The organism is Bifidobacterium sp. FKU, assembly GCF_026016385.1.
Lineage (GTDB): Bacteria > Actinomycetota > Actinomycetes > Actinomycetales > Bifidobacteriaceae > Bifidobacterium > Bifidobacterium infantis.
Genome location: NZ_CP092888.1, coordinates 1531688 through 1554564 on the forward strand (window position 1 = coordinate 1531688; position 22877 = coordinate 1554564).

At 59.9% G+C, this 22877-nt stretch carries 29 protein-coding genes and 1 pseudogene; 13 read left to right on the top strand and 17 right to left on the bottom strand.

Annotated features, from left to right (window positions below; genetic code table 11):
- Positions 1 to 29 precede the first annotated feature (29 nt).
- The 3 genes from MMB48_RS06985 to MMB48_RS06995 all read right to left on the bottom strand — a co-directional run bounded on the left by MMB48_RS06985 (position 30) and on the right by MMB48_RS06995 (position 1421).
- Positions 30 to 266, bottom strand: coding sequence for a hypothetical protein (locus MMB48_RS06985; protein ID WP_007053386.1), 237 nt, complete (start codon positions 264 to 266; stop codon positions 30 to 32).
- Entirely contained in the window at positions 266 to 664 is a 399-nt protein-coding gene (locus tag MMB48_RS06990; protein WP_032743693.1) for a DUF948 domain-containing protein, read from the bottom strand. The genes MMB48_RS06985 and MMB48_RS06990 overlap by 1 nt, the downstream gene beginning before the upstream one ends.
- Positions 665 to 746: 82 nt before the next feature.
- A complete protein-coding gene (locus MMB48_RS06995) occupies positions 747 to 1421 on the bottom strand; it encodes a histidine phosphatase family protein (protein WP_032743692.1) in 675 nt (224 codons plus the stop codon).
- A gap of 74 nt (positions 1422 to 1495) precedes the next feature.
- Between MMB48_RS06995 and MMB48_RS07000 the strand changes: the two genes are divergently transcribed.
- The 3 genes from MMB48_RS07000 to MMB48_RS07010 all read left to right on the top strand — a co-directional run bounded on the left by MMB48_RS07000 (position 1496) and on the right by MMB48_RS07010 (position 2471).
- Positions 1496 to 1762 carry a hypothetical protein gene (locus MMB48_RS07000; RefSeq protein ID WP_230581180.1) on the top strand — a complete coding sequence of 89 codons (267 nt, stop codon included), beginning with the start codon at positions 1496 to 1498 and terminating at the stop codon, positions 1760 to 1762.
- Positions 1763 to 1831: 69 nt separating this feature from the next.
- Positions 1832 to 2128 carry a type II toxin-antitoxin system RelB/DinJ family antitoxin gene (locus MMB48_RS07005; RefSeq protein WP_003829235.1) on the top strand — a complete coding sequence of 99 codons (297 nt, stop codon included), beginning with the start codon at positions 1832 to 1834 and terminating at the stop codon, positions 2126 to 2128.
- A complete protein-coding gene (locus MMB48_RS07010; protein ID WP_014484977.1) occupies positions 2115 to 2471 on the top strand; it encodes a type II toxin-antitoxin system PemK/MazF family toxin in 357 nt (118 codons plus the stop codon). The genes MMB48_RS07005 and MMB48_RS07010 overlap by 14 nt, the downstream gene beginning before the upstream one ends.
- 274 nt (positions 2472 to 2745) lie before the next feature.
- Here the strand turns inward: MMB48_RS07010 and MMB48_RS07015 are convergent, their stop codons facing one another.
- Complete coding sequence (locus MMB48_RS07015) at positions 2746 to 3348, bottom strand: transglutaminase-like domain-containing protein (RefSeq protein ID WP_032743691.1); 603 nt, start codon at positions 3346 to 3348, stop codon at positions 2746 to 2748.
- A 104-nt stretch (positions 3349 to 3452) separates the two neighbouring features.
- The gene (locus MMB48_RS07020) at positions 3453 to 3686 is read right to left on the bottom strand and encodes a hypothetical protein (protein ID WP_235625961.1); all 234 of its coding nucleotides are present in this window, start codon (positions 3684 to 3686) and stop codon (positions 3453 to 3455) included.
- Positions 3687 to 3702: 16 nt separating this feature from the next.
- Here MMB48_RS07020 and MMB48_RS07025 point away from each other — a divergent pair, with 16 nt between their 5' ends.
- Positions 3703 to 4092: a cytidine deaminase gene (locus tag MMB48_RS07025; RefSeq protein WP_230581178.1), complete on the top strand. Its 390-nt coding sequence runs from the start codon at positions 3703 to 3705 to the stop codon at positions 4090 to 4092.
- 137 nt (positions 4093 to 4229) lie between these two features.
- Positions 4230 to 5012, top strand: coding sequence for a gamma-glutamyl-gamma-aminobutyrate hydrolase family protein (locus MMB48_RS07030; RefSeq protein WP_032743690.1), 783 nt, complete (start codon positions 4230 to 4232; stop codon positions 5010 to 5012).
- 178 nt (positions 5013 to 5190) lie between these two features.
- Here MMB48_RS07030 and rpsD read toward each other — a convergent pair whose 3' ends face one another.
- From rpsD to MMB48_RS07055, 5 genes are all read right to left on the bottom strand, one after another.
- A complete protein-coding gene (rpsD, locus tag MMB48_RS07035) occupies positions 5191 to 5817 on the bottom strand; it encodes a 30S ribosomal protein S4 (RefSeq protein ID WP_007052130.1) in 627 nt (208 codons plus the stop codon).
- Between the two features lie 198 nt (positions 5818 to 6015).
- Positions 6016 to 7008, bottom strand: a complete 993-nt coding sequence (locus tag MMB48_RS07040) for an ABC transporter ATP-binding protein (protein ID WP_080714690.1) — start codon at positions 7006 to 7008, stop codon at positions 6016 to 6018.
- 1 nt (position 7009) lies between these two features.
- Positions 7010 to 8227, bottom strand: a complete 1218-nt coding sequence (locus MMB48_RS07045) for an ABC transporter permease (protein ID WP_032743689.1) — start codon at positions 8225 to 8227, stop codon at positions 7010 to 7012.
- A gap of 90 nt (positions 8228 to 8317) precedes the next feature.
- Positions 8318 to 8716, bottom strand: coding sequence for a DUF4418 family protein (locus tag MMB48_RS07050; RefSeq protein WP_012577929.1), 399 nt, complete (start codon positions 8714 to 8716; stop codon positions 8318 to 8320).
- A 144-nt stretch (positions 8717 to 8860) separates the two neighbouring features.
- Entirely contained in the window at positions 8861 to 11554 is a 2694-nt protein-coding gene (locus MMB48_RS07055) for an ATP-dependent helicase (RefSeq protein ID WP_032743688.1), read from the bottom strand.
- A 116-nt stretch (positions 11555 to 11670) separates the two neighbouring features.
- Here MMB48_RS07055 and MMB48_RS07060 point away from each other — a divergent pair, with 116 nt between their 5' ends.
- Together MMB48_RS07060 and MMB48_RS07065 are read left to right on the top strand one after the other, a co-directional pair.
- Positions 11671 to 12252, top strand: a complete 582-nt coding sequence (locus MMB48_RS07060; RefSeq protein WP_032743687.1) for a xanthine phosphoribosyltransferase — start codon at positions 11671 to 11673, stop codon at positions 12250 to 12252.
- Positions 12253 to 12302: 50 nt separating this feature from the next.
- Positions 12303 to 13667 (top strand): nucleobase:cation symporter-2 family protein, encoded by a 1365-nt coding sequence (locus tag MMB48_RS07065; protein ID WP_032743686.1) that lies wholly within the window; start codon positions 12303 to 12305, stop codon positions 13665 to 13667.
- Between the two features lie 129 nt (positions 13668 to 13796).
- Here the strand turns inward: MMB48_RS07065 and MMB48_RS07070 are convergent, their stop codons facing one another.
- The 3 genes and pseudogenes from MMB48_RS07070 to MMB48_RS07080 form a co-directional block, all read right to left on the bottom strand.
- The gene (locus MMB48_RS07070) at positions 13797 to 14006 is read right to left on the bottom strand and encodes a helix-turn-helix domain-containing protein (RefSeq protein WP_007053395.1); all 210 of its coding nucleotides are present in this window, start codon (positions 14004 to 14006) and stop codon (positions 13797 to 13799) included.
- A gap of 6 nt (positions 14007 to 14012) precedes the next feature.
- The gene (locus tag MMB48_RS07075; RefSeq protein ID WP_032743685.1) at positions 14013 to 14273 is read right to left on the bottom strand and encodes a hypothetical protein; all 261 of its coding nucleotides are present in this window, start codon (positions 14271 to 14273) and stop codon (positions 14013 to 14015) included.
- A 140-nt stretch (positions 14274 to 14413) separates the two neighbouring features.
- Positions 14414 to 14566 (bottom strand): annotated as a pseudogene (locus tag MMB48_RS07080) (alpha/beta fold hydrolase); the annotation flags it as partial.
- Between the two features lie 411 nt (positions 14567 to 14977).
- Between MMB48_RS07080 and MMB48_RS07085 the strand changes: the two are divergent.
- Positions 14978 to 15916 (top strand): cobalt transporter, encoded by a 939-nt coding sequence (locus tag MMB48_RS07085; RefSeq protein ID WP_032743683.1) that lies wholly within the window; start codon positions 14978 to 14980, stop codon positions 15914 to 15916.
- 89 nt (positions 15917 to 16005) lie between these two features.
- On the opposite strand, the gene MMB48_RS07090 is transcribed toward MMB48_RS07085, so the two are convergent.
- Positions 16006 to 16407 (bottom strand): VOC family protein, encoded by a 402-nt coding sequence (locus MMB48_RS07090; RefSeq protein WP_032743682.1) that lies wholly within the window; start codon positions 16405 to 16407, stop codon positions 16006 to 16008.
- 159 nt (positions 16408 to 16566) lie between these two features.
- Between MMB48_RS07090 and MMB48_RS07095 the strand changes: the two genes are divergently transcribed.
- Positions 16567 to 17181 (top strand): isochorismatase family protein, encoded by a 615-nt coding sequence (locus tag MMB48_RS07095; RefSeq protein WP_032743769.1) that lies wholly within the window; start codon positions 16567 to 16569, stop codon positions 17179 to 17181.
- A gap of 99 nt (positions 17182 to 17280) precedes the next feature.
- Positions 17281 to 17904, top strand: a complete 624-nt coding sequence (locus MMB48_RS07100; RefSeq protein ID WP_032743681.1) for a Type 1 glutamine amidotransferase-like domain-containing protein — start codon at positions 17281 to 17283, stop codon at positions 17902 to 17904.
- 192 nt (positions 17905 to 18096) lie between these two features.
- Here the strand turns inward: MMB48_RS07100 and MMB48_RS07105 are convergent, their stop codons facing one another.
- The 3 genes from MMB48_RS07105 to MMB48_RS07115 all read right to left on the bottom strand — a co-directional run bounded on the left by MMB48_RS07105 (position 18097) and on the right by MMB48_RS07115 (position 19977).
- Positions 18097 to 19317, bottom strand: a complete 1221-nt coding sequence (locus tag MMB48_RS07105; RefSeq protein WP_032743680.1) for an MFS transporter — start codon at positions 19315 to 19317, stop codon at positions 18097 to 18099.
- Between the two features lie 88 nt (positions 19318 to 19405).
- Entirely contained in the window at positions 19406 to 19744 is a 339-nt protein-coding gene (locus tag MMB48_RS07110; protein ID WP_136527139.1) for a hypothetical protein, read from the bottom strand.
- Complete coding sequence (locus MMB48_RS07115; RefSeq protein WP_230581176.1) at positions 19684 to 19977, bottom strand: hypothetical protein; 294 nt, start codon at positions 19975 to 19977, stop codon at positions 19684 to 19686. Before MMB48_RS07115 ends, MMB48_RS07110 begins: the two co-directional genes overlap by 61 nt.
- A gap of 226 nt (positions 19978 to 20203) precedes the next feature.
- On the opposite strand from MMB48_RS07115, the gene MMB48_RS07120 reads away from it, so the two are divergent.
- The 3 genes from MMB48_RS07120 to MMB48_RS07130 all read left to right on the top strand — a co-directional run bounded on the left by MMB48_RS07120 (position 20204) and on the right by MMB48_RS07130 (position 22873).
- Complete coding sequence (locus MMB48_RS07120) at positions 20204 to 20734, top strand: helix-turn-helix domain-containing protein (protein ID WP_014483822.1); 531 nt, start codon at positions 20204 to 20206, stop codon at positions 20732 to 20734.
- Positions 20715 to 21302 (top strand): PIN domain-containing protein, encoded by a 588-nt coding sequence (locus MMB48_RS07125; RefSeq protein ID WP_013140614.1) that lies wholly within the window; start codon positions 20715 to 20717, stop codon positions 21300 to 21302. Before MMB48_RS07120 ends, MMB48_RS07125 begins: the two co-directional genes overlap by 20 nt.
- Before the next feature lie 92 nt (positions 21303 to 21394).
- Positions 21395 to 22873: an ATP-binding protein gene (locus tag MMB48_RS07130; RefSeq protein ID WP_032743678.1), complete on the top strand. Its 1479-nt coding sequence runs from the start codon at positions 21395 to 21397 to the stop codon at positions 22871 to 22873.
- The last annotated feature ends 4 nt before the right edge of the window (positions 22874 to 22877 follow it).

Consider the following 22877-nt stretch of genomic DNA (forward strand, 5'->3'; position numbering starts at 1 on the left):
TGGCTAGATGGCAAGGCGGCATGCGCGTGTCAGTTGGCGCGCTCGATGTACTGACGGTTGAGCTCAGCCTCGCGGGCTCGACGGGTGGCATTGAACTCGTTGACCAACCCTTCGAGTGTTTTCATCGGCACATTGTCCTGATCGGGGCCAAGCAGGAACTGGCGTGCCGCGTCAGGCGTATTGGCCTTGACATAGGCCTGTGCCTTGGTGACGGCAACGATTCCGATGGCCACGCCGACGCCGACCCAGAAGATGCGTTTGAACATCACTCCCCCTTCTCGGCGGTGTCGTTGACGGTGGTTTTCGCGGCGTTCTTCGCAAGGAAGGACTGCCCTGTGGTTTTCAGCGCGTAGAAGGTGGAAGCAATCTTGATGATGGGCTTACCGAGGAAGGAGCCATACAAATCGGTCAACGCACCAACGTTGTTGGCGGTGGTGGAAGCCGCGGCGGAAATCTTGTTGACATCCTCAAGCGACTTGTTGACCTGCTTGACGGTGGTCACGCCCTCATCCAATGCGGGGATGGCATGCTCACCGGATTCCTTGACGGTCTGCGAAATCTGGTCGAACATCTTGCCCAACCGAATTAGCGGATAGATCATGAATCCGGCCAATACTGCGAACGCGATGGCCGCAATCAGGCCTGCGATCTCTCCGACTCCCATTGTTGCCTCCTTGAGGTCACACTTACTCGGATAAGGGTAGCACTCCTCCCCTATTTACCCGTGCAACTGACGATGAAATACGCTATTTGCCGTATGAGACGATGGTCACGGCCTGCGAAAACGGTTTGGTCGTGTCGAAGTCGAGTACGGTTACCGAGCCGTTGGCCGGACGTTCGCTAAGGTCAAGATCGGGGCCTCCGAAACGGTGGCCGAGGCTGAGCAGCGTGTTACCGTGCGAAATCTGAAGCACATCATCGCCATCCTTGAGATTGGGGTTGCTGGCGATGAGCTGGAATGCTCCTTCGACGCGCGTCCAGTATTCTTCATCGGATTCCGCGTCATGGAAGGGGTCGGCCTCTTTCAGGAAATCACGGGAGGCGGCCAGACCAAATTTGGCTACGATGTCGTTGTAGTCCTTCGCGCCGTGAGGCCCACCCGCAGCGGTCCAAGCCAGCGACATGTCCTGACCCTCGAAGTATCCGTAGCATTGTTCGCGGAAATGCATATCGGCCGTGAGTTCTGGCCGTGCATGTCCGGCAGCCTCATTGATATCGAGAATTCGCTTCGCTGTGATTTCGGCGCGAGAAGTATCGGAACAATATGCCGCCGCAAAATCATAGCTCTCAAGTTTGTGCCCGGCCCTGTCGGCATCGGCAAGTCCGGATGCGGTAAGCGGCGCATTGCACCATCCCTGAAGACGGTTGTATTTATTGAACGTGGTTTGCCCATGACGAACCAGATGCAAATGCAGAATCATGGTTCCCATGCTACCGCAGTCCGCTAAAACGCAGGAACCCCCGTTGTCTAATTGAAAGTGCAGCACCCGTTAGATTGGAGATTGTCCGGATAGCCAATTTCGCCGACCCGTACAGCTCGTGGCGGCGCGGCGGCAACGAGAACAGGAACGGCATGATCCGCCGCCACCCGCCCAAACGCACGCCCGTCGCCCCCTCCATGGCACGCGAACCGCAGGAGACCGTCGACGAAACCGACAACAGGCCCATGCGCGTGCTCGGCCACCGCACCCCCGCCGAGGCATTCGCCGACAAACCGCCAGAATCAGCCGAAAACAAGGATGCTGCACTTACAAATAGATAATGGGGCCCCAGCTGACATGACTGATTTGAGGTATGATATACGTATGTCATACCACTGTTATAAGGAGTAATGATGGCTATCAAGGAGAAGACCACAATCAGTCTGGATGCGCAGACCAAGCGTGACGGCATCGCCATACTTGACGCCATGGGGTTGAACCTGAGCACGTTTGCCGAAATGTCTCTCAGACAATTGGTACGCGACGGGCGTCTGCCATTCACGCCAAGCGTCCGCCCTTCATTCGAAAAAGACAACGAGGGATATCCCCTGTTCAAAGCGAACATGGATGATCCCCGCATCGTGACGCCCCAGATACGTGATGGTGCCGTGATCCTGCCGGAGGGTTGGGACGATGATGAAGACTGATCCGCGCCAGTTCGAGATATGGTGGGTGCCGTTCGCTTTTCCCGACAAGCCAGGCAAAGCGAAGAACCGTCCCAGCGTGATCCTCCAATGGGACGACGGCACCCGCATCGCCTTGGTGACCAAGGTCACCGGCAACACCTGGCGCGACGAACCGGGCTATGTGGTGCTGCGTGACTGGCAGGACGCGGGACTGAGCAAGCCCAGCGCCGTGCGATGCTCGCAACTGCTGCGGCTGCCAAGCAATCTTTTCCTCGACGACGGCCCGACAGGAAGACTTTCGGCATATGATGCCGGCCGCGTCGCCTGGGCGATCAACGAACTCTATCCGGGCCTACTAGCCTGAGAGCAACCGATACCGTCACCATCCCTGTCGAGGTGCTTGCCGCAGCACGGGTCACCGACGTCACTCTTGTCAAGTTTGGCGTGATGGGCTGTTGTCGCGGGCGAATCGTCCCCCGCTAACCGCTAATGCAGTCCGAACAAAAAAGAGTTGCGCTTACAAAATAGACGGATTATCGAACCCGGTATAGCTTGGCATAGACGTTGTTTCCATCAGTGTATTCCCCCGGCAGTCCGAACCAGCCGCTGCCTCCTGCCTCCCGATAAAAATGAATTCGTCAAATTCTTTCGGGCAGCGAATGCAGATACATGTATAGAGCATCTGTACTATTTTCAAGAATGCTCATTGTCTGCGGCAACGGTTCGGCATACACAGTTTTATAATCCACCTCATCGTACTCTTTCCGAATGGGGAAAGCCAAACGTTCATCGTCAACAGAAAAGTCTGCTTGTACACCCTCTTTATTCCCTCTTGCATCTACACGAATCCATCGGTCAATGGATCTCAGATAAATGGCATTCAAGGCATGGATGCAGTATCCGCTTTCAGGCGTACTGCCTAACGTAAGCCTTTGATAGCATATTCCGGCAGGAATGCCATTTGCTCTTAATAGGGCGGCCAATAAATTAGATTTTGCCCAACAAATACCGACGCCCTCCCTTAATGCGTCTGAGGCTGTTGCCGTGACTCTTCTGTCTTGGACATCCCATGAATGCTTGATCTCATCTCTAACAAAATAGTAGGCGACTTTTGCCAGTTCGATTTCGCCTTCAGTGGAGTCTTTTAGTTCCTTGGCTTTTCTTTGCACACTCGGTTCATTCCAATCGATATAGTGCGAAAAGGCAAGGTAGCTACTGATATCATCTTGAATATCCAACATATAACACCTCCGAGAATCCCGATTCGTCGCTCTCTTACTTTTTACCCCGTTGCGAGGTTGGTTGTTTCAGCAAGTCCGACATAGCGGCTTCTCACCAAGCTATCTCATTTTCGTGCAGACCGATCTGCCACAACAACGACGACCAGATTGGCCAGCACCATGACAACAAGCGTGGCCACCAACGCAATCAATGCCTCCGATGCCATGTTATTGAAGCTCTTCTCCATGGCCCCGCCAATGATGATTTCAAGGGCGATGAGGAACAGGGCACATGCATCAACGAGGAATATCGGAGCGTACTGCTTGTGAATCCGATTCCATGTGTCTTCGGATGACATTGTTGCCGGCGTTTTGATGCCTACCGAATTCTGCAAAGACAACGGTAAACATGACGGAAGCAACGGCTCGGAGGCACTTATCGTCACGAGCGTGGCGATTGAGACACCCAATGCCGCCGCTTCGCTATGCATCGAGGTCGGAGCGATGTGCGAGGCGATGAAGCTTGATCGCCGTGTCACCCACACCATCTGCGTCGTACGCGATGACGAACACGCCCCGTTCACCGTGTTGTCTCCATGCGGCATCTGTCAGGAACGGCTGCGCTATTGGGGCGACGACGTGATGTGCGCCGTTTCAGACAACAATCAGGGAGAGCATCCGTTGTTCGTGCCGCTGCGCGACCTGCAGCCGCACCATTGGACTCAGGTGTATCCACTCGCCGAATTGGAACACTACGAGCGATAAGCCGCCCTCGATTGAAATCCCTACCTCCCTAAGCTATGCAGTAGGCTCCGCCCGCAAGTCACACTGGTACAATTTTCAGGTTTGAGACTGTAGCAAGTTGAGTCGCTTTATCAGTAAGTCTGTATTTGGAGGTATCGATGGCCCATCGTCCGCTTATCGGCGTGGTCCCGTTGTGGGACGACAAATTGAACAGCCTGTGGATGCTGCCCGGCTATTTCGACGGCATCATCGAAGCCGGCGGCATCCCGGTGATGCTGCCGCTGACCGACGACGAGACTACAATCGAACAGCTGGTCAGCCAATGCGATGGGTTCCTGGTCACCGGCGGCCACGACGTGGATCCAGAACGGTATGGCGAGGCGGCCGGCCCCAAGACGGTCAAACTATGCAAGGCCCGCGACCGGATGGAGGAGCGCCTGATCCCCTCCGTCATCGCGGCGGACAAGCCATTGCTGGGCATCTGCCGCGGCATCCAGAGCCTCAACGTCGCCTTGGGTGGCACGCTGTGGCAGGATCTGCCGGACGAGCATCCCAGCCCGGTCGTGCATCATGGCGACAAGCCGCCGTATGACCCGGTGGTCCACGAAGTGTCGATCGCGCCCGATTCGCCGTTGGCCCGCGCGTTGTGGCCGCTGGGAGACAACGGCCCGAGTGAGGCGGAGGCCGATGAAGTCGATTCCTTCGGCAGGCCGTATCATCCGCGCGCCTATACGCTGGGCGTCAACAGCTATCACCATCAGGCGATTCGCACGCTGGGCCAGGGACTGGAACCGATGGCCACTGCACCGGACGGCATCGTGGAGGCCGTCTGGATGCCGGCCAAGCGTTTCGTCTGGGCCGTCCAATGGCATCCTGAGTTCTCCCACCGCGCCGATAGCAACCAACGCCGCATCCTCAGCGCCTTCATCGACGCCTGCTGACGCAAGCTCCCGCCAATCTCGACGAAACACCTTCCAGGAAGCAGAACGGCGTGATTCCGCTCATCCAGTCTCCGGGAAAACGCCCGCGCCCCGGAACGCGAGAACCCCGCGTCCCTTGCGGGAGCGGGGTCCAAGCGGTATGTCCTTGATTCTGATGTTTCAGATAAGGGGGCCCGAATCAGCGGGCGTAGAATTCGACCACGTACTGGATGTTGACCTGCACCGGAATCTCTTCAACCTCCGGCTTACGGGTCACAGTGGCCTTCAGGGACGGCAGGTTCACGTCGAGGTAGCCGGGGACCGCAGGCAGCACGTCACGGTGCACGCCTTCGGCGGCGATCTGGAACGGAACCATGGTCTGGCTCTTGGCCTTCACCTGAATGGTCTGGCCGGGCTTGACGCGGTAGGACGGGCGGTCCACGATGTTGCCGTCAACGAGGATGTGACGGTGCACCACGAACTGACGGGCCTGGGCGGTGGTGCGGGCGAAGCCGGCACGCAGCACCAGGTTGTCGAGACGGGTCTCGAGGTCGGTCAGCATGGCGTTACCGGTCTGGCCGGCAGTACGGGTGGCCTTCTCGTAAGCGGCGCGAAGCTGCTTCTCGGAGATGCCGTACTGAGCGCGCAGACGCTGCTTTTCGCGCATACGCACCGCGTAATCGGACTCGGTGCGGCGGCGGTCACGGCCGTGCTCGCCAGGAGCGTACGGACGCTTTTCGAAGATGCGCTGAGCCTTGGGGGTCAGTGCTATGCCGAGGGCGCGAGACAGACGCACCTGACGGCGAGAACGCTGAACGTTCGTCATTGGATTAATCCTTCTGTCGTTATCTGAACGGAACGCTTGCCTTGCATATGCCTGGCAAGCGCTGAGCCGGGCCTCCCCAGCGCTTCGTCGTGAACGAACACGAACGGGTTGGTTTTCTTGCGATCACCTACCGCCGACCCGCTGATGGGCTATGACTCCAGACGGTATCTACCTGTTGGCAGACACCAGCAGACCATATTACACCGAGGCTATGGACAGCGCTCCAGCGTCCATGCGATACACCCGGTCTGCGTATTCGAGTGCATCGGGATCATGGGTGACCATGAGAATCGCCGTGCCGTTGTTGGCTTGGTCTCTGAGCAGACGCATTACGATGTCGGTGCTCTCCTGGTCGAGGTCGCCGGTCGGCTCGTCGGCGATGAGCAGGCTCGGCTGGTTCATCAGCGCGCGGGCGATGGAGACGCGCCGCATTTCACCGCCGGACAGCTCGCGCGGGTAGCTGTCTGCCAGATCGGCGACACCAAGCTGGGTGAGCAGCATGCGAGCTCGGGTGGCGAACAGGTCCGGACGGCTCGCAGCCGTGTTTGACGGCGTGTTTTCCCGGTCTGTGATTGGCGCAATGACATCCGGCATGAACAGGTCGGCGGCTGCTTCATCATTGGTGGCAGCGGCTTGTGCCACGGCATCGGTCGACGCAACAGCGTCCACCTGAGCAACGGCATCCGTTGCTTCTGCGTTTTGGGCGAACGGCAGCGGCTCCGGAAACATCGTTGCGGGCAGAATCACGTTGTCGAGCACGGTCAGGTTGCCGAGCAGGGTCTGGCTTTGGGTCACGAATCCGATGGTGCGATTCCTCAGCACGGACAGTGCTTTATCGCCCAAGTCGGCCACATTGCGTCCAGCCACGCTCACGGTTCCCGAGGTCGGGCGAATCAGCCCGGCGACCATGTTGATCAGCGTGCTTTTGCCGTTGCCCGACCGGCCGACGATGGCGATGAATTCGCCGGCATCGACGGTGAGGTTCACGTGGCTGACGGCGTCGAACGGCGTGCCGCGGCGGACGAACTGGCGGGTCAGGTCCGTCAAGGTCAGCAGATGGTCCGGGGAGGGCGTCTCGGTTACGTGCGGCGAATCCGGCGCAGTCGGCGCGTTCGGCTGAGCTGGCGTGGTCGGCTGGAGCTTGGTCGGCTCAACCGTGGTCAGCTGAGTCGGCGTAGTTGTCTCAGTCATATCACTCCCCCTCTCGCAGGGTCAGGTAGGCTTCGGGCCGGCCGAGACGCCACATGGTGGCCAGCGAACCGATGATGCCGATGACCGTAGAGCACACAATGGTCACGGCGATGAATCCGATCACCGCAACCGGGCTGGCTTGCAGATACGGCAATTGAAGCTGTTTGCCGATCAGCGAACTGAATGGGAAAATCACCAGGCTGGCCGCGCCGACGCCGATTACGCCACCGATCAGACCGATGATGGCGGATTCCTTCAGAATGATGGCATTCAACATGCCGCGCGTGGCGCCCATGATGCGCAGGGACGCGAATTCGCGTTTGCGTTCGTTCACCGACGAGGCGAATACGGCGAGCAGCACAATCACGCCCATTACCCAGATCACCGCCACGAAAATCTTGAGGTAGGTGACAAGCGCGGTCAGCGAAGTTCTGGTGTTGGCGGTGATGCCGCCGGGGTATACGTACCCCAAATCGGCGAACCGGGAGTCAAGACGCTTGATGTTCTCAGCCACGGTCTGCGCTTCGTAACCCCGCTGCGTCTTGATCATCACGGTGGAGACGGCTTCGCCTGCATATTCGGCGGGCATGACCTGCTTGGAGACCTTGGCCGAGGCGGCGACCATATCAGGCACGGTGTTTTGGCTGATGAACACCGAATTGTCGAGGCTGGTGCCGGTGTTGGCGAGCTGGGCGACGACCGGCCACTTATGGCCGTAGAGTTCGATGGTGCCGTCGGTGGACACGTTGACGTTTGCGCCGGCAATCATCTGACCGTCTTCAAGGGGGCCTTCGAACTGGGATGCGACCCATGGTTCGATGACGAAGTCAGTGTCCGGGTCGTAACCGATGATCTGCAGCTTTTCGGCACAGCAGGCGGCGGCCAGCGACGATATATAGGTCTGTTCGGTGGCCTGTGCGATGCCGTCGGCCTGCATGACCTCGTCGGCGATGTCTTTGGTGAAATAGAAAGTGCTGGGATTGCCGCTGGTGAGCAGCGCTTCAGCCTTCTGCGCGGTGTTTTGCGGCACGACCATAAGGTCGGCGCCCAGGCGCTTCTCCATACTGGTCATGCCGGTGTTGAGGTTCATGGTCAGCATGGTGCCGCCGAAGAACGTCAGCGCGAGGATGGTGACGACGGCGAGCAGTGCGCCGGTGCGGAACGGCTTGCGTTTGAGGTTTTCAATCGGAAGGCCGCGCAATGCGATATGGGATGGCACGATGAGTCCTTATGTTGCTTATAGTGCGGTTGCAATAAGCGAGACCGGAGTCCAGCGTTCGGAATGGCTGGGCTCCGGCCGTCTGCTCGATCAGTTGCGCTTGGCGGCGCGAGAGTCGAGCCAGATGGCGATGGCCGCGAACACGATGGTGAGCACGCCGAGCACGATGAGCGTGGGCAGCATAACCATGCGGCAGTGCATCATCGCGCCCTTGCAGATGCCGATCAGGAAGGTGGGTACGGCGAGTAGTAGCAGGGCGTTGGCTGCGGCGGCGATATTGAGGCCGATGCGAATCTGCGGGGCGACGAACAAAGCCACGACGCCAAACACGAGGATGACGACGCCGATGCCGGTGGCCGCCTGCTGCGAGTAGTGGCAGGCACCCGGCATGTCATGGCCGGTGCAGGCGTGCGCAAAGGTCTGGGGCGCGATGGTGATCAGCGCGCCGAACAGAATATTGGGCACGGATGCAAACAGCTTGTTCTTCATAACTACTTTTTCCTCTCCCCTGTTCCCAGGGCTCGTAGGCGCAACCTCCGCATTATGCCCAGATAGTGATGAAGAACACAAGTCTTGTTTTTTGTGAATTTATTTGGTATATAACTCAGCCCCTCGTCAGAGGGGCCAATCTATCTACAACTTCTCAATAGGTGCTACGCGGAGCATGAGGCGTTTGACGCCGGCGGAGCCGAAGTCCACGGTGATTACCGAATTGCGGCCCTTGTCTTGCGCGTCGGTGACCTTGCCGAGACCGTACTGGTCGTGGCTGATCATGTCGCCCACGGCGAAGTCGGCGATATTCAGGCCATTGTCCTTGGTGAGCTTCGAGCTGGGCACGGCAGAGCCGGTCGAACCGGATTTCGGTGTGGTGCGGCGCGTGGTGACCTTGCCGCCACGGGTGCCGCCATATGAACCGGATGAAGAACCGGAACGGGAACGCGACCCGTAAGACGACCCCGAACGGGAGCGAGACCCGTAGGAGGACGAGCCGGAGCGGGAATCATATGATGATGAACGGGAACCGTACGAAGAACCTGAACGGGAACCATACGACGAGGAGCCGGAACCCGAGCCATACGACGACCCATACCGCGACCGCAACCCATAGGACGAGCCCGAACCGGACGAACCACGCGAGCCGAACGTCGACGACCCGCCAAACGTGGCACCGCCGAAATCGTCATCATCCCAGCCGCCCAAATCGTCGGCGAATCCATCGGTCTCCCAGTTGGCGCGCATACGCTCCACGCCGGCTTCACGGCGTTTCCAATCAATCAGCGGATCCGGAATCTCGTCGAGGAATTGGCTGGGCATCATGTCGGCGGCCTGACCCCACTGGGAGCGAACGGCGGCGCGCGTGACATACAGTCTCTGCTTGGCACGCGTGATGCCCACATAGGCGAGTCGGCGTTCCTCCTGCAGTTCAGTGGTGTCTTCCATCGAACGCGAATGCGGGAAGGTGCCCTGTTCCATGCCGGTCAGGAACACCACCGGGTATTCGAGGCCCTTGGCGGTGTGCAAGGTCATGAGCGTCACCTTGCCGGAGTCCTCTGCCTCGCCGGGTAGTTGGTCGGAGTCGGCCACAAGCGCGGTGGTCTCCAGGAATGCGGACAACGTGGCGTCAGGCGTGTTCTGTTCGAATTCGGCTGCGGTGGACTGCAGCTGGGAGAGGTTCTCCAGACGGGAGGCGTCCTGCGGGTCCACGGATTTCTCAAGTTCGGCCCTTAAGCCCGACTTCTCCAATACTTCGGCCACGATCTCGCTGGGCTTGGAGTCGTGCGCGCGCGTGAACTGCGAGAGCGCGCCCATCAGATCGCGGAATGCTCGTAGCGAGGTGGCGGTGCGGGTCGGCACCTCGATCTCATCCAAGTGCATAAGTGCGTAGAAGAAGCTGGTGCCGTGCTCGCGCGCGTAGGCGAGTAGCACGCCTTCGGCGCGGTCGCCAAGCCCGCGCTTGGGCACGTTGAGAATACGGCGTAGATTCACATCGTCGTCCGGATTGACGAGCGCCTGCAAATAGGCCAGCGCATCCTTGATTTCGCGACGTTCGTAGAACTTGGTGCCGCCGACGAGCTGATACGGCTGATTCGTGTTGATCAGCGCCTCTTCGAGCGAGCGGGATTGGGCGTTGGCGCGGTACATGATCGCCATGTCGGAGTAGGCGATGCCCTCTTCGGCGTGCAGGCGCGCGATTTCGGTGGCTACCCACTGGGCCTCCTGCTGGGCGTTGTCCGCCGCGTAGCCGACAATCGGCTCGCCCTTGCCGAGCGCGGTCCACAGTTTCTTGGGCTTGCGGCCCTCGTTGTTGCTGATCACCGCGTTGGCCGCATCCAGAATGGTCTGCGTCGAACGATAGTTCTGTTCGAGCATGATGGTCTTGGCGTTCGGGAAGTCCTGCTCGAAGTCCTGGATGTTGCGGATGTCGGCGCCACGGAACGCGTAGATGGACTGGTCGGAATCGCCCACCACGGTGATCCAGGCGGGGCCGGACTTGCCGGCGTTCGGCGCGCCCGGGATGGCCTTCTCCCCCGTGTCCACGCCGGCCAGCTCGCGCACAAGCACGTACTGGGCGTGGTTGGTGTCCTGATACTCGTCGACGAGAATGTAACGGAAGCGGTGATGGTAGTACTCGGCGACGGCCGGGTCGGTGCGCAGCAACTCGACCGTGCGGCCGATCAGATCGTCGAAGTCGACGGCGTTGGCCAGGGCCAAGCGATGCTCGTATTCGGCGTAGATCACCGCATAGATGGCTTCAAGGTCGCCCACCGTGCCGAACTGGTAGCCGCGCTGGCCAGGCGTGAAGTCGGGCGCGTGAACGGCGAGGTTTTCCTTCCAACCGGTCAGATTGTTCTTGAGGTCGGAGATATGGCCGAGGATCGAGCGTGGAGTGTAGCGCTTGATGTCGAGGTTGAATTCGGTGGCGATGATTTTGACGAGTCGCTCGGAGTCGGCGGAATCATAAATGGAGAAGCCGGACTTGAGCCCGATGGACTTGCCGTCGCGCCTCAGAATGCGCACGCAGGCGGAATGGAAGGTGGAGACCCACATGCGCTGGGCCACCGGGCCGATCAGCGAACCGAGTCGTTCGCGCATTTCGGCGGCGGCCTTGTTGGTGAAGGTGATGGCCAGAATCTGGCTCGGCCATGCGCCGAACTGGCTCAAGATCCAGGCGATGCGGCGGGTCAGCACGCGGGTTTTGCCGGAGCCGGCACCGGCGCCGATCAGCAGCGCCTGACCGCGATATTGCACGGCTTCCGCCTGTTGCGGGTTCAGATCGCCTACAAGTTCCTGCGCGCTGCGTGCAATGACTTCCGGCTCGTCGTACACTGTTGCCTCCCTTTGAATCGCGACATTCATGTTTACCACATGCACGGGTCAGCGTAGGACAACGTACACTTACGAGTATCCATATCACTCACTGACATACAGCAATGGGAGGTCAAATGCAGGAACTTGAGGAGCGAATCCAAAGCGAGGGAACGGTGAAGGAGGGTGATGTGCTCAAGGTGGACGCGTTTCTGAACCACCAGTGCGACGTGCGTCTGTTCGACCGCATGGGTTCGGCATGGGCCGCTCATTTCGCCGGCAAGCACATCACCAAGATTCTGACCATCGAGGCGTCCGGCATCGGCATTGCGTGTGTGGCGGCCCAGCATTTCGGCAATGTGCCGGTGGTGTTCGCCAAGAAGGCGCAGTCCATCAACCTTGACGGCGACCAGTACACCACCACGGTCTATTCCTTCACCAAGCAGAAGGAGTTCCCGGTGATCGTGGCCAAGAAGTATCTGAACGCCGGCGACCATGTGCTGCTTATTGACGATTTTCTGGCCAACGGCAAGGCGTTGCGCGGTCTGATTGACCTGTGCGAGGCGGCCGGTGTCACGGTCGAGGGCATTGGCATCGCCGTGGAGAAGGGCTTCCAGGGCGGCGGTGACGCGCTGCGTGCCGAAGGCTACGATGTGGATTCGCTGGCCATCGTCGAGTCCATGAATCCCGAGACCGGCGAAATCACATTTAGGCACTGAGCACATTGACTGCTCCCGCCAGCGGGAGCAACAGAGAGAAGAAAAGAATCATGTCAGAGAAGAAAACCAAGAATTCCGTATCCTTTGAGGCGCTGTCTTCGCTGAACGCGCCAGTATCCTTCTGGAAGGGCATTCCGTTCGGCCTGCAGCATGTGATGGCCATGTTCGTGGCGAACCTCGCCCCGATCTTCATCGTCGCCTCGGCCGCGAAAATGACCCCGGCCCAATCGGCCACCATCATCCAGGCCGGCCTTCTGGTGGCGGGCCTGGGCACCTGCCTGCAACTGTACGGCGCGTGGCTCATCGGCTCGCGTCTGCCGATGGTCACCGGCATCTCCTTCACCTACGTGGCGGCCGCCGTGGCGATCTGCGCAGACAAGGGCTATGGCGCAGTGGCCGGCGCGGTAATGGTCGGTGGCCTGCTGGAACTCGTGCTGGGTTTGACGGCCAAGTATTGGCGTCGGTTCGTGCCGCCCATCGTCTCCGCCATCGTGGTCACGTCGATCGGCTTCTCGCTGCTTAACGTGGGTGCCACGAGCTTCGGCGGCGGCAGCGGAGCCAAGGACTTCGGAAGCTGGCAGAACCTGACGCTCGGGCTTATATCTTTGGTCGCCTGCCTGGCGTTCCAGCTGTTGATGAAGGGCACGGCCAAGCAGCTGTCCGTGCTGTTCGGCCTGGTGGTCGGCTATGTGGCGGCCATCTGCATGGGCAAGGTCGATTTCTCCGGTTTCCAGAACCTCGCCATCGTGTCCGTGCCGCAGTTCATGCCGTTCAAGCCTGAGTTCGACTGGGGTTCGATCATCTCCATCGGCCTGCTCTACGTCGTCTCCTCGGTCGAGGTGCTGGGTGACACCGCCGCGCTGACCAAGGTGGGCCTGAACCGTACGCCCACCGAACGCGAGACCGCGGGCGCCATCGCCGGCGACGGCCTGATCTCCACCGTATCCGGCTTGTTCGGATGCCTGCCGCTGACCTCGTTCGCACAGAACATCGGATTGGTGGCCATGACCAAGGTCGTCAACCGCAAGGTGATTCTCTCCGGCGGACTGATTCTGGTGCTGGCGAGCTTCGTGCCGGCCATCGCCGAGGTGTTCAACTCGCTGCCGCAGGCGGTGCTCGGCGGCTGCACGATCATGATGTTCGGCAACATCATTCTTTCGGGCTTCCAGATGATCGCCGAAGCGGGCTTCACGCAGCGCAACATCACGATTGCGGCGCTTTCGCTGACCATCGGCATCGGCTTCACCCAGGTGAGCGACATCTTCGCGCAGTTCCCGGCACTGTTCCAACAAATCTTCGCCTCGAACTGCATCGCCGTGTCGTTCGTGGTGGCCGTAATCCTGAACGCCGTGCTGCCCAGCGAGGAGCACTTCCTCTCCGCGCCCAAGGAGGCACCGGCCGCGGACGCCGAGTGATAACAACGCGACATATCAGCTGCGCATAATCACATGCTGATGCCCTATCGTCTTGCAGGATGATAGGGCATCATTGATTTTGAGAGAGACTACAAGTTGAACCATGAGTTCGAGCCGGTGGCGTGTCGATCAATCGACATCTTCCCATTCGAGGATGTCTCCGGGTTGGCAGTCGAGTGCCTTGCAGATGGCGTCCAATGTGGTGAAGCGGACGGCTTTGGCACGTCCGTTCTTCAGAATGGACACGTTGGCGGGCGTGATGCCAATTTGTTCGGCGAGCTCGCCGACGCCAATCTTGCGTTTGGCCATCATGACGTCGAGATTGATGCGAATCGTCATCTCAAATCACCTGCTCAAGTTCGCGCCCGATCCGGACAAGGAGGACAGTTTCCATACGGCCACGAACGCCGCTTCGATGCAGAGCAGGAACAGCACGCCCATAATGAGATATGACCAGTGCATCGACGTCTGGCTCGGGCAGAGGCCGGCCAGCGCGCCGCTCAATCCCGGTACGGCGAATAGTTGGCCCCATAGGCAGGCCAGCCAGACCAGAATCACGATGGCTTTCAACGCGAGCAACACCCATCGGTTCATGTAGTTTTTCATAGCCCGGTCCTTTCAGGTGCCGACGTTTTTGGCGACACCGCGAACATCGATATGACTATATCGAAAAACGATATACCTTGCAAGGCGTATTGCGTCAACCGGCATTGGTCGCTCATATGCATATAGGCTTCGGCAGACCGTCAGCTCAACGGAACGAACGCCATATGAGCCACCCATTCGCGCACGAGCGTGATGACGGCTTCGGGTTGGTCGATGTGCGCGTTGTGACCGGCATTATCCAGAGTCACGAAGGTGGCGTTGGGATAGTGCGGCAACAGGGCTTGCTGGTCTTCTTCCGTTTCAAGGGGCTGGTCATTGGCCAAAACCCAAGTACGAATGGCTTCACGCCAACGTCATTTCGCCGTTTTGGAGCTGTTGCTACTCGGCCATCAGCCCCTCGAAACGGAAGTGGATGTCTCGGAACGAGCAAATCAGCCCCTTGAAACACAGATAGACGATTGCGAATCGGCTTATCAGCCGCGTCAACCTTGCAATACAGATGTCGGCGTATCATTCCCCGGTCTGATTGCGCGGATGTCATGAAGCGTGAAGAATTGTCACGAAGTCGCGTGATAGCGCAGCCGCCGTTCAGGTGGATATGCCACGCTGTCATGATGACGGCCGAGCCGGAACAAGGCAAATCCCGCATGCTGCATAGGCCAGCCGGTCACGGTCAGCCATGACACCGAAATATTGGAGGCGCAATGGGACAACAGGTGCGGTACGGCAGACGCCGCTCCCATGGCGCGGGCGCGCTGATTGCAGCCGTCATACTTGTTGTTGCGGTGCTGATCGCGGCATGGACGCTGCTGCCACGGCTATTCACGCCTCGCGAGACCGCGCGCACGGCCGAGGAAGCATATTGTGCGGCGGTGTCGTCCGACGGAGCCCGCCGCACCTTGACGCCTGATCAGGCGCAGAACGCGGCGCTGATTGCGAACATCGCCGTCACGCGCGGACTGCCGGATCACGCGGCGACGGTGGCCATCGCCACGGCCATGCAGGAGTCGAGGCTGACGAATCTGGACTACGGCGACTTGGATTCGCTCGGCCTGTTCCAACAGCGGCCCAGCCAAGGCTGGGGCACGGCGGAGCAGGTGTCCGACATGACCTATGCGACAAACATCTTCTACGACCATCTGCTGCAGGTGCCGGATTGGGAGACGATTCCGGTGGAGGACGCCGCGCAGGAGGTGCAGCGCTCAGGCTACCCGGAACTATATGCCACATGGGATGCGATGGCACGCGCTTGGGCCTCGGGGCTGACCGGCGAACGGTCGGCGGGCGTCACGTGCGCGTTGGAGCCAGCAACCTCCTCGGACGCGAACGGGTTGGTTGCCGCCATAAGCGCTACACTGCCGAATGTCAAGGTCTCGGTTATGCCCCTAAATGGCAAAACCGGCACGAACAACGGCGCTGCGACCAATACGGCCAGCACAACGTTGACGATCACGCTGCCGGACGGCCTGTCCGCCGACAACCGCACTCGACTTTGCTGGCAGACGGCAGGCTGGCTGGTCACGCATGCACGTCAATACGGCATTGATGCACTGCACGCGGACGGCATGGATTGGAACCGCAGAGCCGGCACATGGACCGGCACCGAAACCGCCGAGCAGACCGTCACCGTCACGCTTGCGTGATGTGACCTATACCGCCGTTGCGACCACAAATCCGACTGACTGGAGCCTACGCCGTCGATGCTGCCTGAGGCACGACATGGATATGTTTTTTACTCGTTCGAATGAGCCCAATCCACGACGGCTTCGATGTTATTGCCATCCGGGTCCAGCACGAATGCGGAGTAATAGCCGGGATGGTACGGGCGCGGACCGGAAGCGCCGTTGTCTCGGCCGCCGGCGGCGAGCGCGGCTGCATGGAACGCCTGCACGGCTTGCTGGCTGTCAGCCAGGAACGCGATGTGCGTGACCGGCGTGACCGGCGAAGCCTCCGCCTCCGGCCCGTCAATCGGTGACACGTAGAAATCGGAGTGCAGGGTTCCATCATCCACGCCGAATCCGAGCGTGGGCTCATGATGCGCCTTGACGATATAGCCGAGCGGTGCGAGCGCCTGTTTGTAGAATGTGATGCTACGGTCGATGTCTTTCACGTGCAACGTCAGATGGTCCAGCATAGTCTTGGTCGCCCTCCCCTGGTTCTTGTATTCGATTGCTGCTTGCAGTGTAAGCCCGAACGTTTCCCCACAGGGCCGCGCATGGCTATGATGAGAGCAATCGCACGTCGAGTTCGAGACAATATTCAAAACGAATCCAAGGCAATAGGGGGAATGACGATGACCAAGGCACTGATTGTGGTGGATGTGCAGCCGACGTTCTGTGAAGGCGGCGAACTGGGAGTCGAAGGCGGCAACGCGGTCGCCGAGCGGATCGCCGATTATGTGAACGCGCATCGCAGCGAGTACGCGTATATCGCAACCACGCAGGACTGGCATATCGAGCCGGGCGCGCACTGGTCGGCGGAACCGGATTTCGTGGACACGTGGCCGAAGCATGGTGCGGCCGGCACGCCGAACGCCGAATTGCATCCGGCGATCAAGGCGCTGAATATCCAGCATCATTTCAAGAAGGGCCAGTATTCGGCGGCATATTCCGGTTTTGAGGGCATCGAGGACAATACCGACCGTATCCAGACCCGCGAGGAGGTCACGGCCGAGCAATCCGCCGGCAAGACGCTGGCCAATGCGCTGAAGGCCGCCGGCGTGAGTCGCGTGGATGTGGTGGGCATCGCCGAATCGCATTGCGTCAAGGACACCGCGCTCGATGCCGGGAAGCTCGGTTTCGAGGTCACCGTGTTCGAGGACCTGACCGTACCGGTCAGCGAGGAGCTCGGTGTCGCGGCCCGCAAACAGATGACGGCGGCCGGCATCACATTGGCCGAGTCCCGCTGATCAGGCCGGATATACCCAGAGCGAACGCACGAACACTTCCGTATATTCAAGCCCGACACTGCCGCATAGTCGCCTAGTCGATATGTGAAGAAGGCTTTTATGGTTACGATGCTGCTGACTTCGATATTCCGCAACGCCTCGTCCGCCGTGCATGAAGTCGAACCGCATCCGCAAGGCAAACGGGTCGCGTTCATCCCAACGGCGAGCGCCGTGGAACCGTGGGGGCCAGTTCACTCGGCGTTGAGCAAACGCGCGCTGCAACGCCTCGGTTTCGAGGTGGAGCAACTGGATGTGGAAGATGTGCCGAGCGGGTCCGCCGAACGCGTCACGCGTAGCATCGCCGAGGCCGACTGCATCTATGTGGGCGGCGGCAACACGTTCTTTCTCCTGCAGGAGTTGCGCCGCACCGGCGCTGACCGGGCCATCATCGAGCAGGTGCGCGCCGGCATGCCGTACATCGGCGAGTCCGCGGGCTCGGTCATCACGGCACCTGACATCGGCTATATCAAGCTCATGGACCGCACGGACAAAGCCCCCGATCTCACCGATTACGCAGGATTGGGCTTGGCTGATTTCCGCGTGGTCCCCCACCATCATGCAGCGGCCATGGGCCACGCCGCACAACGCATTCTCGACCGGTATGGTGCCGATCTCAGTCTCAAGCCCCTCACCAACCGGCAGGCCCTGCTTGTCAAGGATGGCAAAACCCGGCTGCTGCGATGATGCGGGTCGTCGGCCCGTCGCCCATTTGGCACCGCCGTGGTGTGTCCGGCCTGATATGCCTATCGAGCGGCATCAATCACACAGCAATGTGGCTGGGAACCTCGCCGAACGTCAACACCTGCGTACATCAGCACGGCAAGATCTGCCGAAATCGCCCGGCGCACGAGATGCCAGCCGGCCCCATCCGTCACCTCAGTGCCGTACCGGGCCAGGCATGGCCTTGAGCAACGGGATGAATCCGGCGCACAGTACCAGGGCCACGACGGCGAGTATCTGCCAGTGGGCGGAGCCGAGCCAGCCGCCCCACGTGCCGACAGCACCGCCGATCGCATACGCGAACCTGGCACGGCCGCTGAATTTGGCCAGGTCACCACCGCTCAGCAGCAGTTGTCGCGATACGATCACGCCATGCGCCAGCAGGCCATAGCCGAGGTTGTTGATGAGCCATCCGGCGCACACCGCGGCAAACGCGGGAACCAATACGGCGGCAAGGGAAATCGCCGTGGCGATTGCCCCGATGGCGGACACGGCGCGCATGCCGAGTTTTGCGGAGAGCCGCATGTAGACAAACGATCCGATGATGCTGCCCACGCCGCCGAATGCGTAGACCACGGTCAGCATATCGCTGCCGTACCGGGAGCCGATGCCCAGCAACGCATAGCTTGCCCACAGCGACGGAATCAGCGCAAGCAGCAGCGATGCGATCAGCAGTCTGACCCGGGTCAAGCGGGTGACCGGAGTGCGCTGCGGCGCGTGTGACGTGTCGGCCGCCGTGGATTCGTCGGCGGAGCCGTCGACGTCATCGCCGCCCGCACCATCGTTGCCGAATCCCGGCATGAACTCGCGGGTGCGGAATCGCGTCAGCGCGCAGGCAAATGACAGTGCCGACGAGGTGAGCAGCATGGCCATGATGGAGGCGTTGGCCAAGGCCGATCCGGCAACCTGGCCCAGCAACGTACCGGCCACGCTGGCAATCACGGCGACGTAGCCGCTGTACTTGACGAGCATGTCATCGTCGTCGCCGGCCGCATCCACCTCGAACACTTCGGAGGCCACGTCGATGACCTGCCCGGTCATCAGCAGCAGGCATGACAGGGCCAGCAGCAGCCACTTCCAATACGTCCAACCGTTGGGCACCAGCGCGACCGCCAGGCACAGTACGCCTTCCACGCCCTCCGTGGTCGCAAGCGAACGGAACGAGCCGAACCGCTGCACGATCCATGCGGATACCGGAGAAGCGAAGTCGATGACCAGATTGAACGTCTTGCGGAACGCGATCACCCATGCCGGCAGTCCGACGATCAGAATCGAAGGAATCACCGACCCCTCGAAAATCGCGTTGGACAGCATCGAAAACGTCATACCCACCAACGCCCATCGCAACGCCCTGCTCAATACCGACAATCCGCGCATACCAATCCCCCACGAGCAAACCCCAACATATCCGCCGCAACAGCATACCCACCATTTCGATGGTTTGTAAACCGGTCTACAGTGAGAATCAGAGGAGGCCACTATGCGAATCATCGAACAGCACTGCCAAGGTAAGCGGACCGATCAGTCGCTGAACGAGGACGGGCTGATCATCACCGACGATTTCGCAGCGGTGGTGGATGGAGCGACCAGCAAAAGCGTGCATCACCTTGCCGGCCTTGTTCTTGGCCGCGTCCAGCACCGGCGCGAGGCCTGCGGCCCATTCGCGCACCGAACGGCCGGCGAGCATGTCGTTGCCGCCCACGCACACGATCAGCACATCCGGCCGGTCATTGATATCGCCGATCATCCGGTAGCGCACACGTCGAGCGGTCGCGCCGAGCTTGCCGACCGTACGCCAGGCCACCGGCCGACCGGTACGCTTGCGACGCGCGCGGCAAGCAGCGGCATAATGCCTTTCGACTGGCCGTCCACGCCACATCCGGCCACCAATGAATCGCCGACCATGACGGCAAGAATCGGCTTCACGCCGTTCGCGCCTTTCCAATCGGGGCCGATCGGCGCCTTGATATCCACCACGCGACCCTTGGCATCGAACAAACCGAACCGTTTGCCCTTCGGCTCGGACGCCAACTTCACCCGGCCCTTGGCCCACATACCCTCAATCGGAGCAACGGCAGCATCAAATCACACGCAAGATTCCCACGCCACCCAACATAGTCCGCCCTCCTCGACCTCGTTAGCGGCCAGTAGCAACCCATATTCGAAAACTCGATAACCATCGTCAATTCGCATAATTTGAACGTTTTAGGTGTTTTGGTCGCTTTGGACGTTTTATACTGTGATAGATAAAAAGGAGGTCACCATGGCAGAATCCGACAAACTCACCATTCCACGAACAATCCTTCCATCCATCAACATTGACGACATGACGACATTGGAGGCATTCACCGCACGATTTCTTGATGAGCGGATCTTCATCAAAGATGCCAGCGGCGTGGAGACTCCCCTACCTTCGCAGCTTTGCGACGCCGTCAGGCAGACGGCCATCCTTCTCGCCGAAGGCAAAAGTGTAATGATCAGTGCCACCGAACAAGATCTGACTACCGAACAGGCGGCGGCAATGCTCGGCATTTCGCGGCAAACACTGATAAGACTGCTTGATAAAGGACTTATTCCTTTTTCACGTCCGTCCAATCACCGTCGCATCCGGCTGGAAGACCTGCTTGAATACAAGCGAGCCTCGAAACACACCAAGGATTGCGCCCTGAGCCAAATGATCGGCGTCGGGGAAGACGCCGAATTGTACGACCTGCCCGAGCCGACCCCGCAGGAAGCCATGCATGCGGTATCGGAGGTAAGGAGAGTACGGGCCGATGCTGTCGGTGTTTCTTGATGCCAATGTCATCTATTCCATCACCTTGACCGATGTTCTGCTCACCTTGGCCGAGCATGACCTTTTTCTTCCCCTGTGGTCGCCTAACGTATTACAAGAAGCACAGGAAGCCGCCTCCCGAACATTGCCTGACGCCGCACAACAAGCCTTCCGAAAAAGACTGATAATGATGGACCAGGCATTCCCCGAATCCTCCATACATGTTGAGGAATCGGAATGGAGCCAATTCGATCTGCCTGACCCGGATGATCGTCACGTACTTGCGGCTGCGGCACAGGGACAAGCAGACGCACTGGCCACGCGCAATATCAAGGATTTTCCCCAGAAACTGCTTGACTCTTTCTCCATTCAGGTCATCACGCCAGATGATTTGCTCTGTGTATTACTTAGACGAAATCCGGAAGCCACAGCTAGCGCCATACGTGAGCTTATCGATTCTCGACATCGGCCACCGATAAACATTCCCGACTTTGCTAAAAGACTTGAACGCTCTGGCGCAACACAGTTTGCAGCCGCTATTGCGCATATACGACAGCCTCTCGGCAATCATTCGTACTTTGACCAGTAACCCATGAATTCTGGATGAATTGGGGTGAACCGGCGGGGCTGGAGGCGAGCGGGCGGCGGATTATGGGGCACAATGGTGTCAAGGAGGCCGCCATGGTCGATGACTATACTGCCAAAATGACTGAGCTGATCGAACTCATGCGTCTGATCGGCAACGATACGCAGCAGTGCGAGGTCAAGGAATGCAAGCGCAAGATCTCCTCGACCATCACCGATACGCTGTCCGCGTTCTCCAACGGCTCCGGCGGCTGGATCATCCTGGGCCTGTCCGAAAAGAACGGGTTCACGCCGGTCGAGGGATTCGACGCGCGCGCCATGCAGGAGGCGCTGAGCCAGGCGTGCGAGAAGATGACGCCGGTGGTGCGGCCCGTGATCGTCACCTGCCCGTTCGAAGGCGCGAATCTGGTGTTCGCGCGCATCGACGAAATGCTGCCGCGCGATAAGCCCTGCTTCACCACCGCGCTCGGACCGCACGGCGGCTCGTTCATCCGCACCGGCGACGGCGACCGGCGCATGACCTCCTATGAGGTCGACCGGCTCATCGAGGAGCATCTGCAGCCCACATACGATCTGGATATCGTGCCCGGCGCCACGACCGATGACCTCGACCCGCAGCTTGTTGCCGGATTGTTGGCGCGCGTGCGCGAACAGCATCCGCGCGTGTTCGCCGACCGAGATGGCATCGATGTGCTGCTGGATCTGCAGGTGTTGCGCCATGATGATTCCGACGAGTCGGAGGTCGGCGGAATACTGCGTCCCACCTTGGCCGGACTGCTGGCGTTGGGCCGCTATCCGCAGAAGTTCTATCCGCGGCTCGGCATTTCGATAGCCGTGTTTCCGGGGACGAGCCGGGACGATGTGTTCCGGGGCGACGAGCGATTGGTCGCCTCGAAGTCGGTGGTCGGTTCGATTCCGGTGATGATCGACGATGCGGTCGACTCGTTGATGCGTTGGATTGGCGCGAAGAAGCCCGATTATCCGCCGCTCGTGTTGCGCGAGGCGATTGCGAACGCGCTCACCCACCGTGATTATTCGCCCGATGCGCGCGGCACGCAGGTGCATATCAGCGTGTTCACCGATCGCATCGAGATCACCAATCCGGGTGGCCTGTACGGCATGGTGACACATGACGTGCTGGCGAGCCCGCATCCGGTGACGGGCGCGCCGTTCGTCTCCACCCGAAACCAGTTCCTGTTCACGCTTCTGGAGTCCACGCCGTATCCGGGCGGCGGGTTTGTGAACCCAGAAGGCGGCGACGGCTACCAGCGCATCGCCGCCGCGTTGCGTGAGGCCGGCATCGAGCCGGCGACCACGCGCAACGACATCAACACGTTCACGATGACCATCACCAAGCAACGCACGATGGAGAACAGTTCGCCGGGCGACGTGGTCAAGGCGATTATGACCGTACTGGAGCGGCATTCGGCGATGAGCGTCAAGGAGATCATGCGCGAACTGCAGTTGACTCCGCTGGCCGCCACGTCCGGCATGCGCGAGCTGATGAAGGAAGGGCGGGTTGCCCGAGTCAAGTTCGCCGACGACCCGGTGCAGCGGTATCGGCTGAAAGGCTGATTTC

What these genes read in the sequence shown, in the direction of transcription:
- MMB48_RS07130 (WP_032743678.1), top strand. Translation starts at nt 21,395, where the DNA reads ATGGTCGATGACTATACTGCCAAAATGACTGAGCTGATCGAACTCATG.
- MMB48_RS06990 (WP_032743693.1), bottom strand. Translation starts at nt 664, where the DNA reads ATGGGAGTCGGAGAGATCGCAGGCCTGATTGCGGCCATCGCGTTCGCA.
- MMB48_RS07075 (WP_032743685.1), bottom strand. Translation starts at nt 14,273, where the DNA reads ATGAAAAACTACATGAACCGATGGGTGTTGCTCGCGTTGAAAGCCATC.
- MMB48_RS07120 (WP_014483822.1), top strand. Translation starts at nt 20,204, where the DNA reads ATGGCAGAATCCGACAAACTCACCATTCCACGAACAATCCTTCCATCC.
- MMB48_RS06995 (WP_032743692.1), bottom strand. Translation starts at nt 1,421, where the DNA reads ATGATTCTGCATTTGCATCTGGTTCGTCATGGGCAAACCACGTTCAAT.
- MMB48_RS07030 (WP_032743690.1), top strand. Translation starts at nt 4,230, where the DNA reads ATGGCCCATCGTCCGCTTATCGGCGTGGTCCCGTTGTGGGACGACAAA.
- MMB48_RS07095 (WP_032743769.1), top strand. Translation starts at nt 16,567, where the DNA reads ATGACCAAGGCACTGATTGTGGTGGATGTGCAGCCGACGTTCTGTGAA.
- MMB48_RS07125 (WP_013140614.1), top strand. Translation starts at nt 20,715, where the DNA reads ATGCTGTCGGTGTTTCTTGATGCCAATGTCATCTATTCCATCACCTTG.
- MMB48_RS07100 (WP_032743681.1), top strand. Translation starts at nt 17,281, where the DNA reads ATGGTTACGATGCTGCTGACTTCGATATTCCGCAACGCCTCGTCCGCC.
- MMB48_RS07090 (WP_032743682.1), bottom strand. Translation starts at nt 16,407, where the DNA reads ATGCTGGACCATCTGACGTTGCACGTGAAAGACATCGACCGTAGCATC.
- MMB48_RS07085 (WP_032743683.1), top strand. Translation starts at nt 14,978, where the DNA reads ATGGGACAACAGGTGCGGTACGGCAGACGCCGCTCCCATGGCGCGGGC.
- MMB48_RS07025 (WP_230581178.1), top strand. Translation starts at nt 3,703, where the DNA reads ATGCCTACCGAATTCTGCAAAGACAACGGTAAACATGACGGAAGCAAC.
- MMB48_RS07050 (WP_012577929.1), bottom strand. Translation starts at nt 8,716, where the DNA reads ATGAAGAACAAGCTGTTTGCATCCGTGCCCAATATTCTGTTCGGCGCG.
- MMB48_RS07105 (WP_032743680.1), bottom strand. Translation starts at nt 19,317, where the DNA reads ATGCGCGGATTGTCGGTATTGAGCAGGGCGTTGCGATGGGCGTTGGTG.
- MMB48_RS07010 (WP_014484977.1), top strand. Translation starts at nt 2,115, where the DNA reads ATGATGAAGACTGATCCGCGCCAGTTCGAGATATGGTGGGTGCCGTTC.
- MMB48_RS07065 (WP_032743686.1), top strand. Translation starts at nt 12,303, where the DNA reads ATGTCAGAGAAGAAAACCAAGAATTCCGTATCCTTTGAGGCGCTGTCT.
- MMB48_RS07005 (WP_003829235.1), top strand. Translation starts at nt 1,832, where the DNA reads ATGATGGCTATCAAGGAGAAGACCACAATCAGTCTGGATGCGCAGACC.
- rpsD (WP_007052130.1), bottom strand. Translation starts at nt 5,817, where the DNA reads ATGACGAACGTTCAGCGTTCTCGCCGTCAGGTGCGTCTGTCTCGCGCC.
- MMB48_RS06985 (WP_007053386.1), bottom strand. Translation starts at nt 266, where the DNA reads ATGTTCAAACGCATCTTCTGGGTCGGCGTCGGCGTGGCCATCGGAATC.
- MMB48_RS07015 (WP_032743691.1), bottom strand. Translation starts at nt 3,348, where the DNA reads ATGTTGGATATTCAAGATGATATCAGTAGCTACCTTGCCTTTTCGCAC.
- MMB48_RS07040 (WP_080714690.1), bottom strand. Translation starts at nt 7,008, where the DNA reads ATGACTGAGACAACTACGCCGACTCAGCTGACCACGGTTGAGCCGACC.
- MMB48_RS07060 (WP_032743687.1), top strand. Translation starts at nt 11,671, where the DNA reads ATGCAGGAACTTGAGGAGCGAATCCAAAGCGAGGGAACGGTGAAGGAG.
- MMB48_RS07070 (WP_007053395.1), bottom strand. Translation starts at nt 14,006, where the DNA reads ATGACGATTCGCATCAATCTCGACGTCATGATGGCCAAACGCAAGATT.
- MMB48_RS07020 (WP_235625961.1), bottom strand. Translation starts at nt 3,686, where the DNA reads ATGTCATCCGAAGACACATGGAATCGGATTCACAAGCAGTACGCTCCG.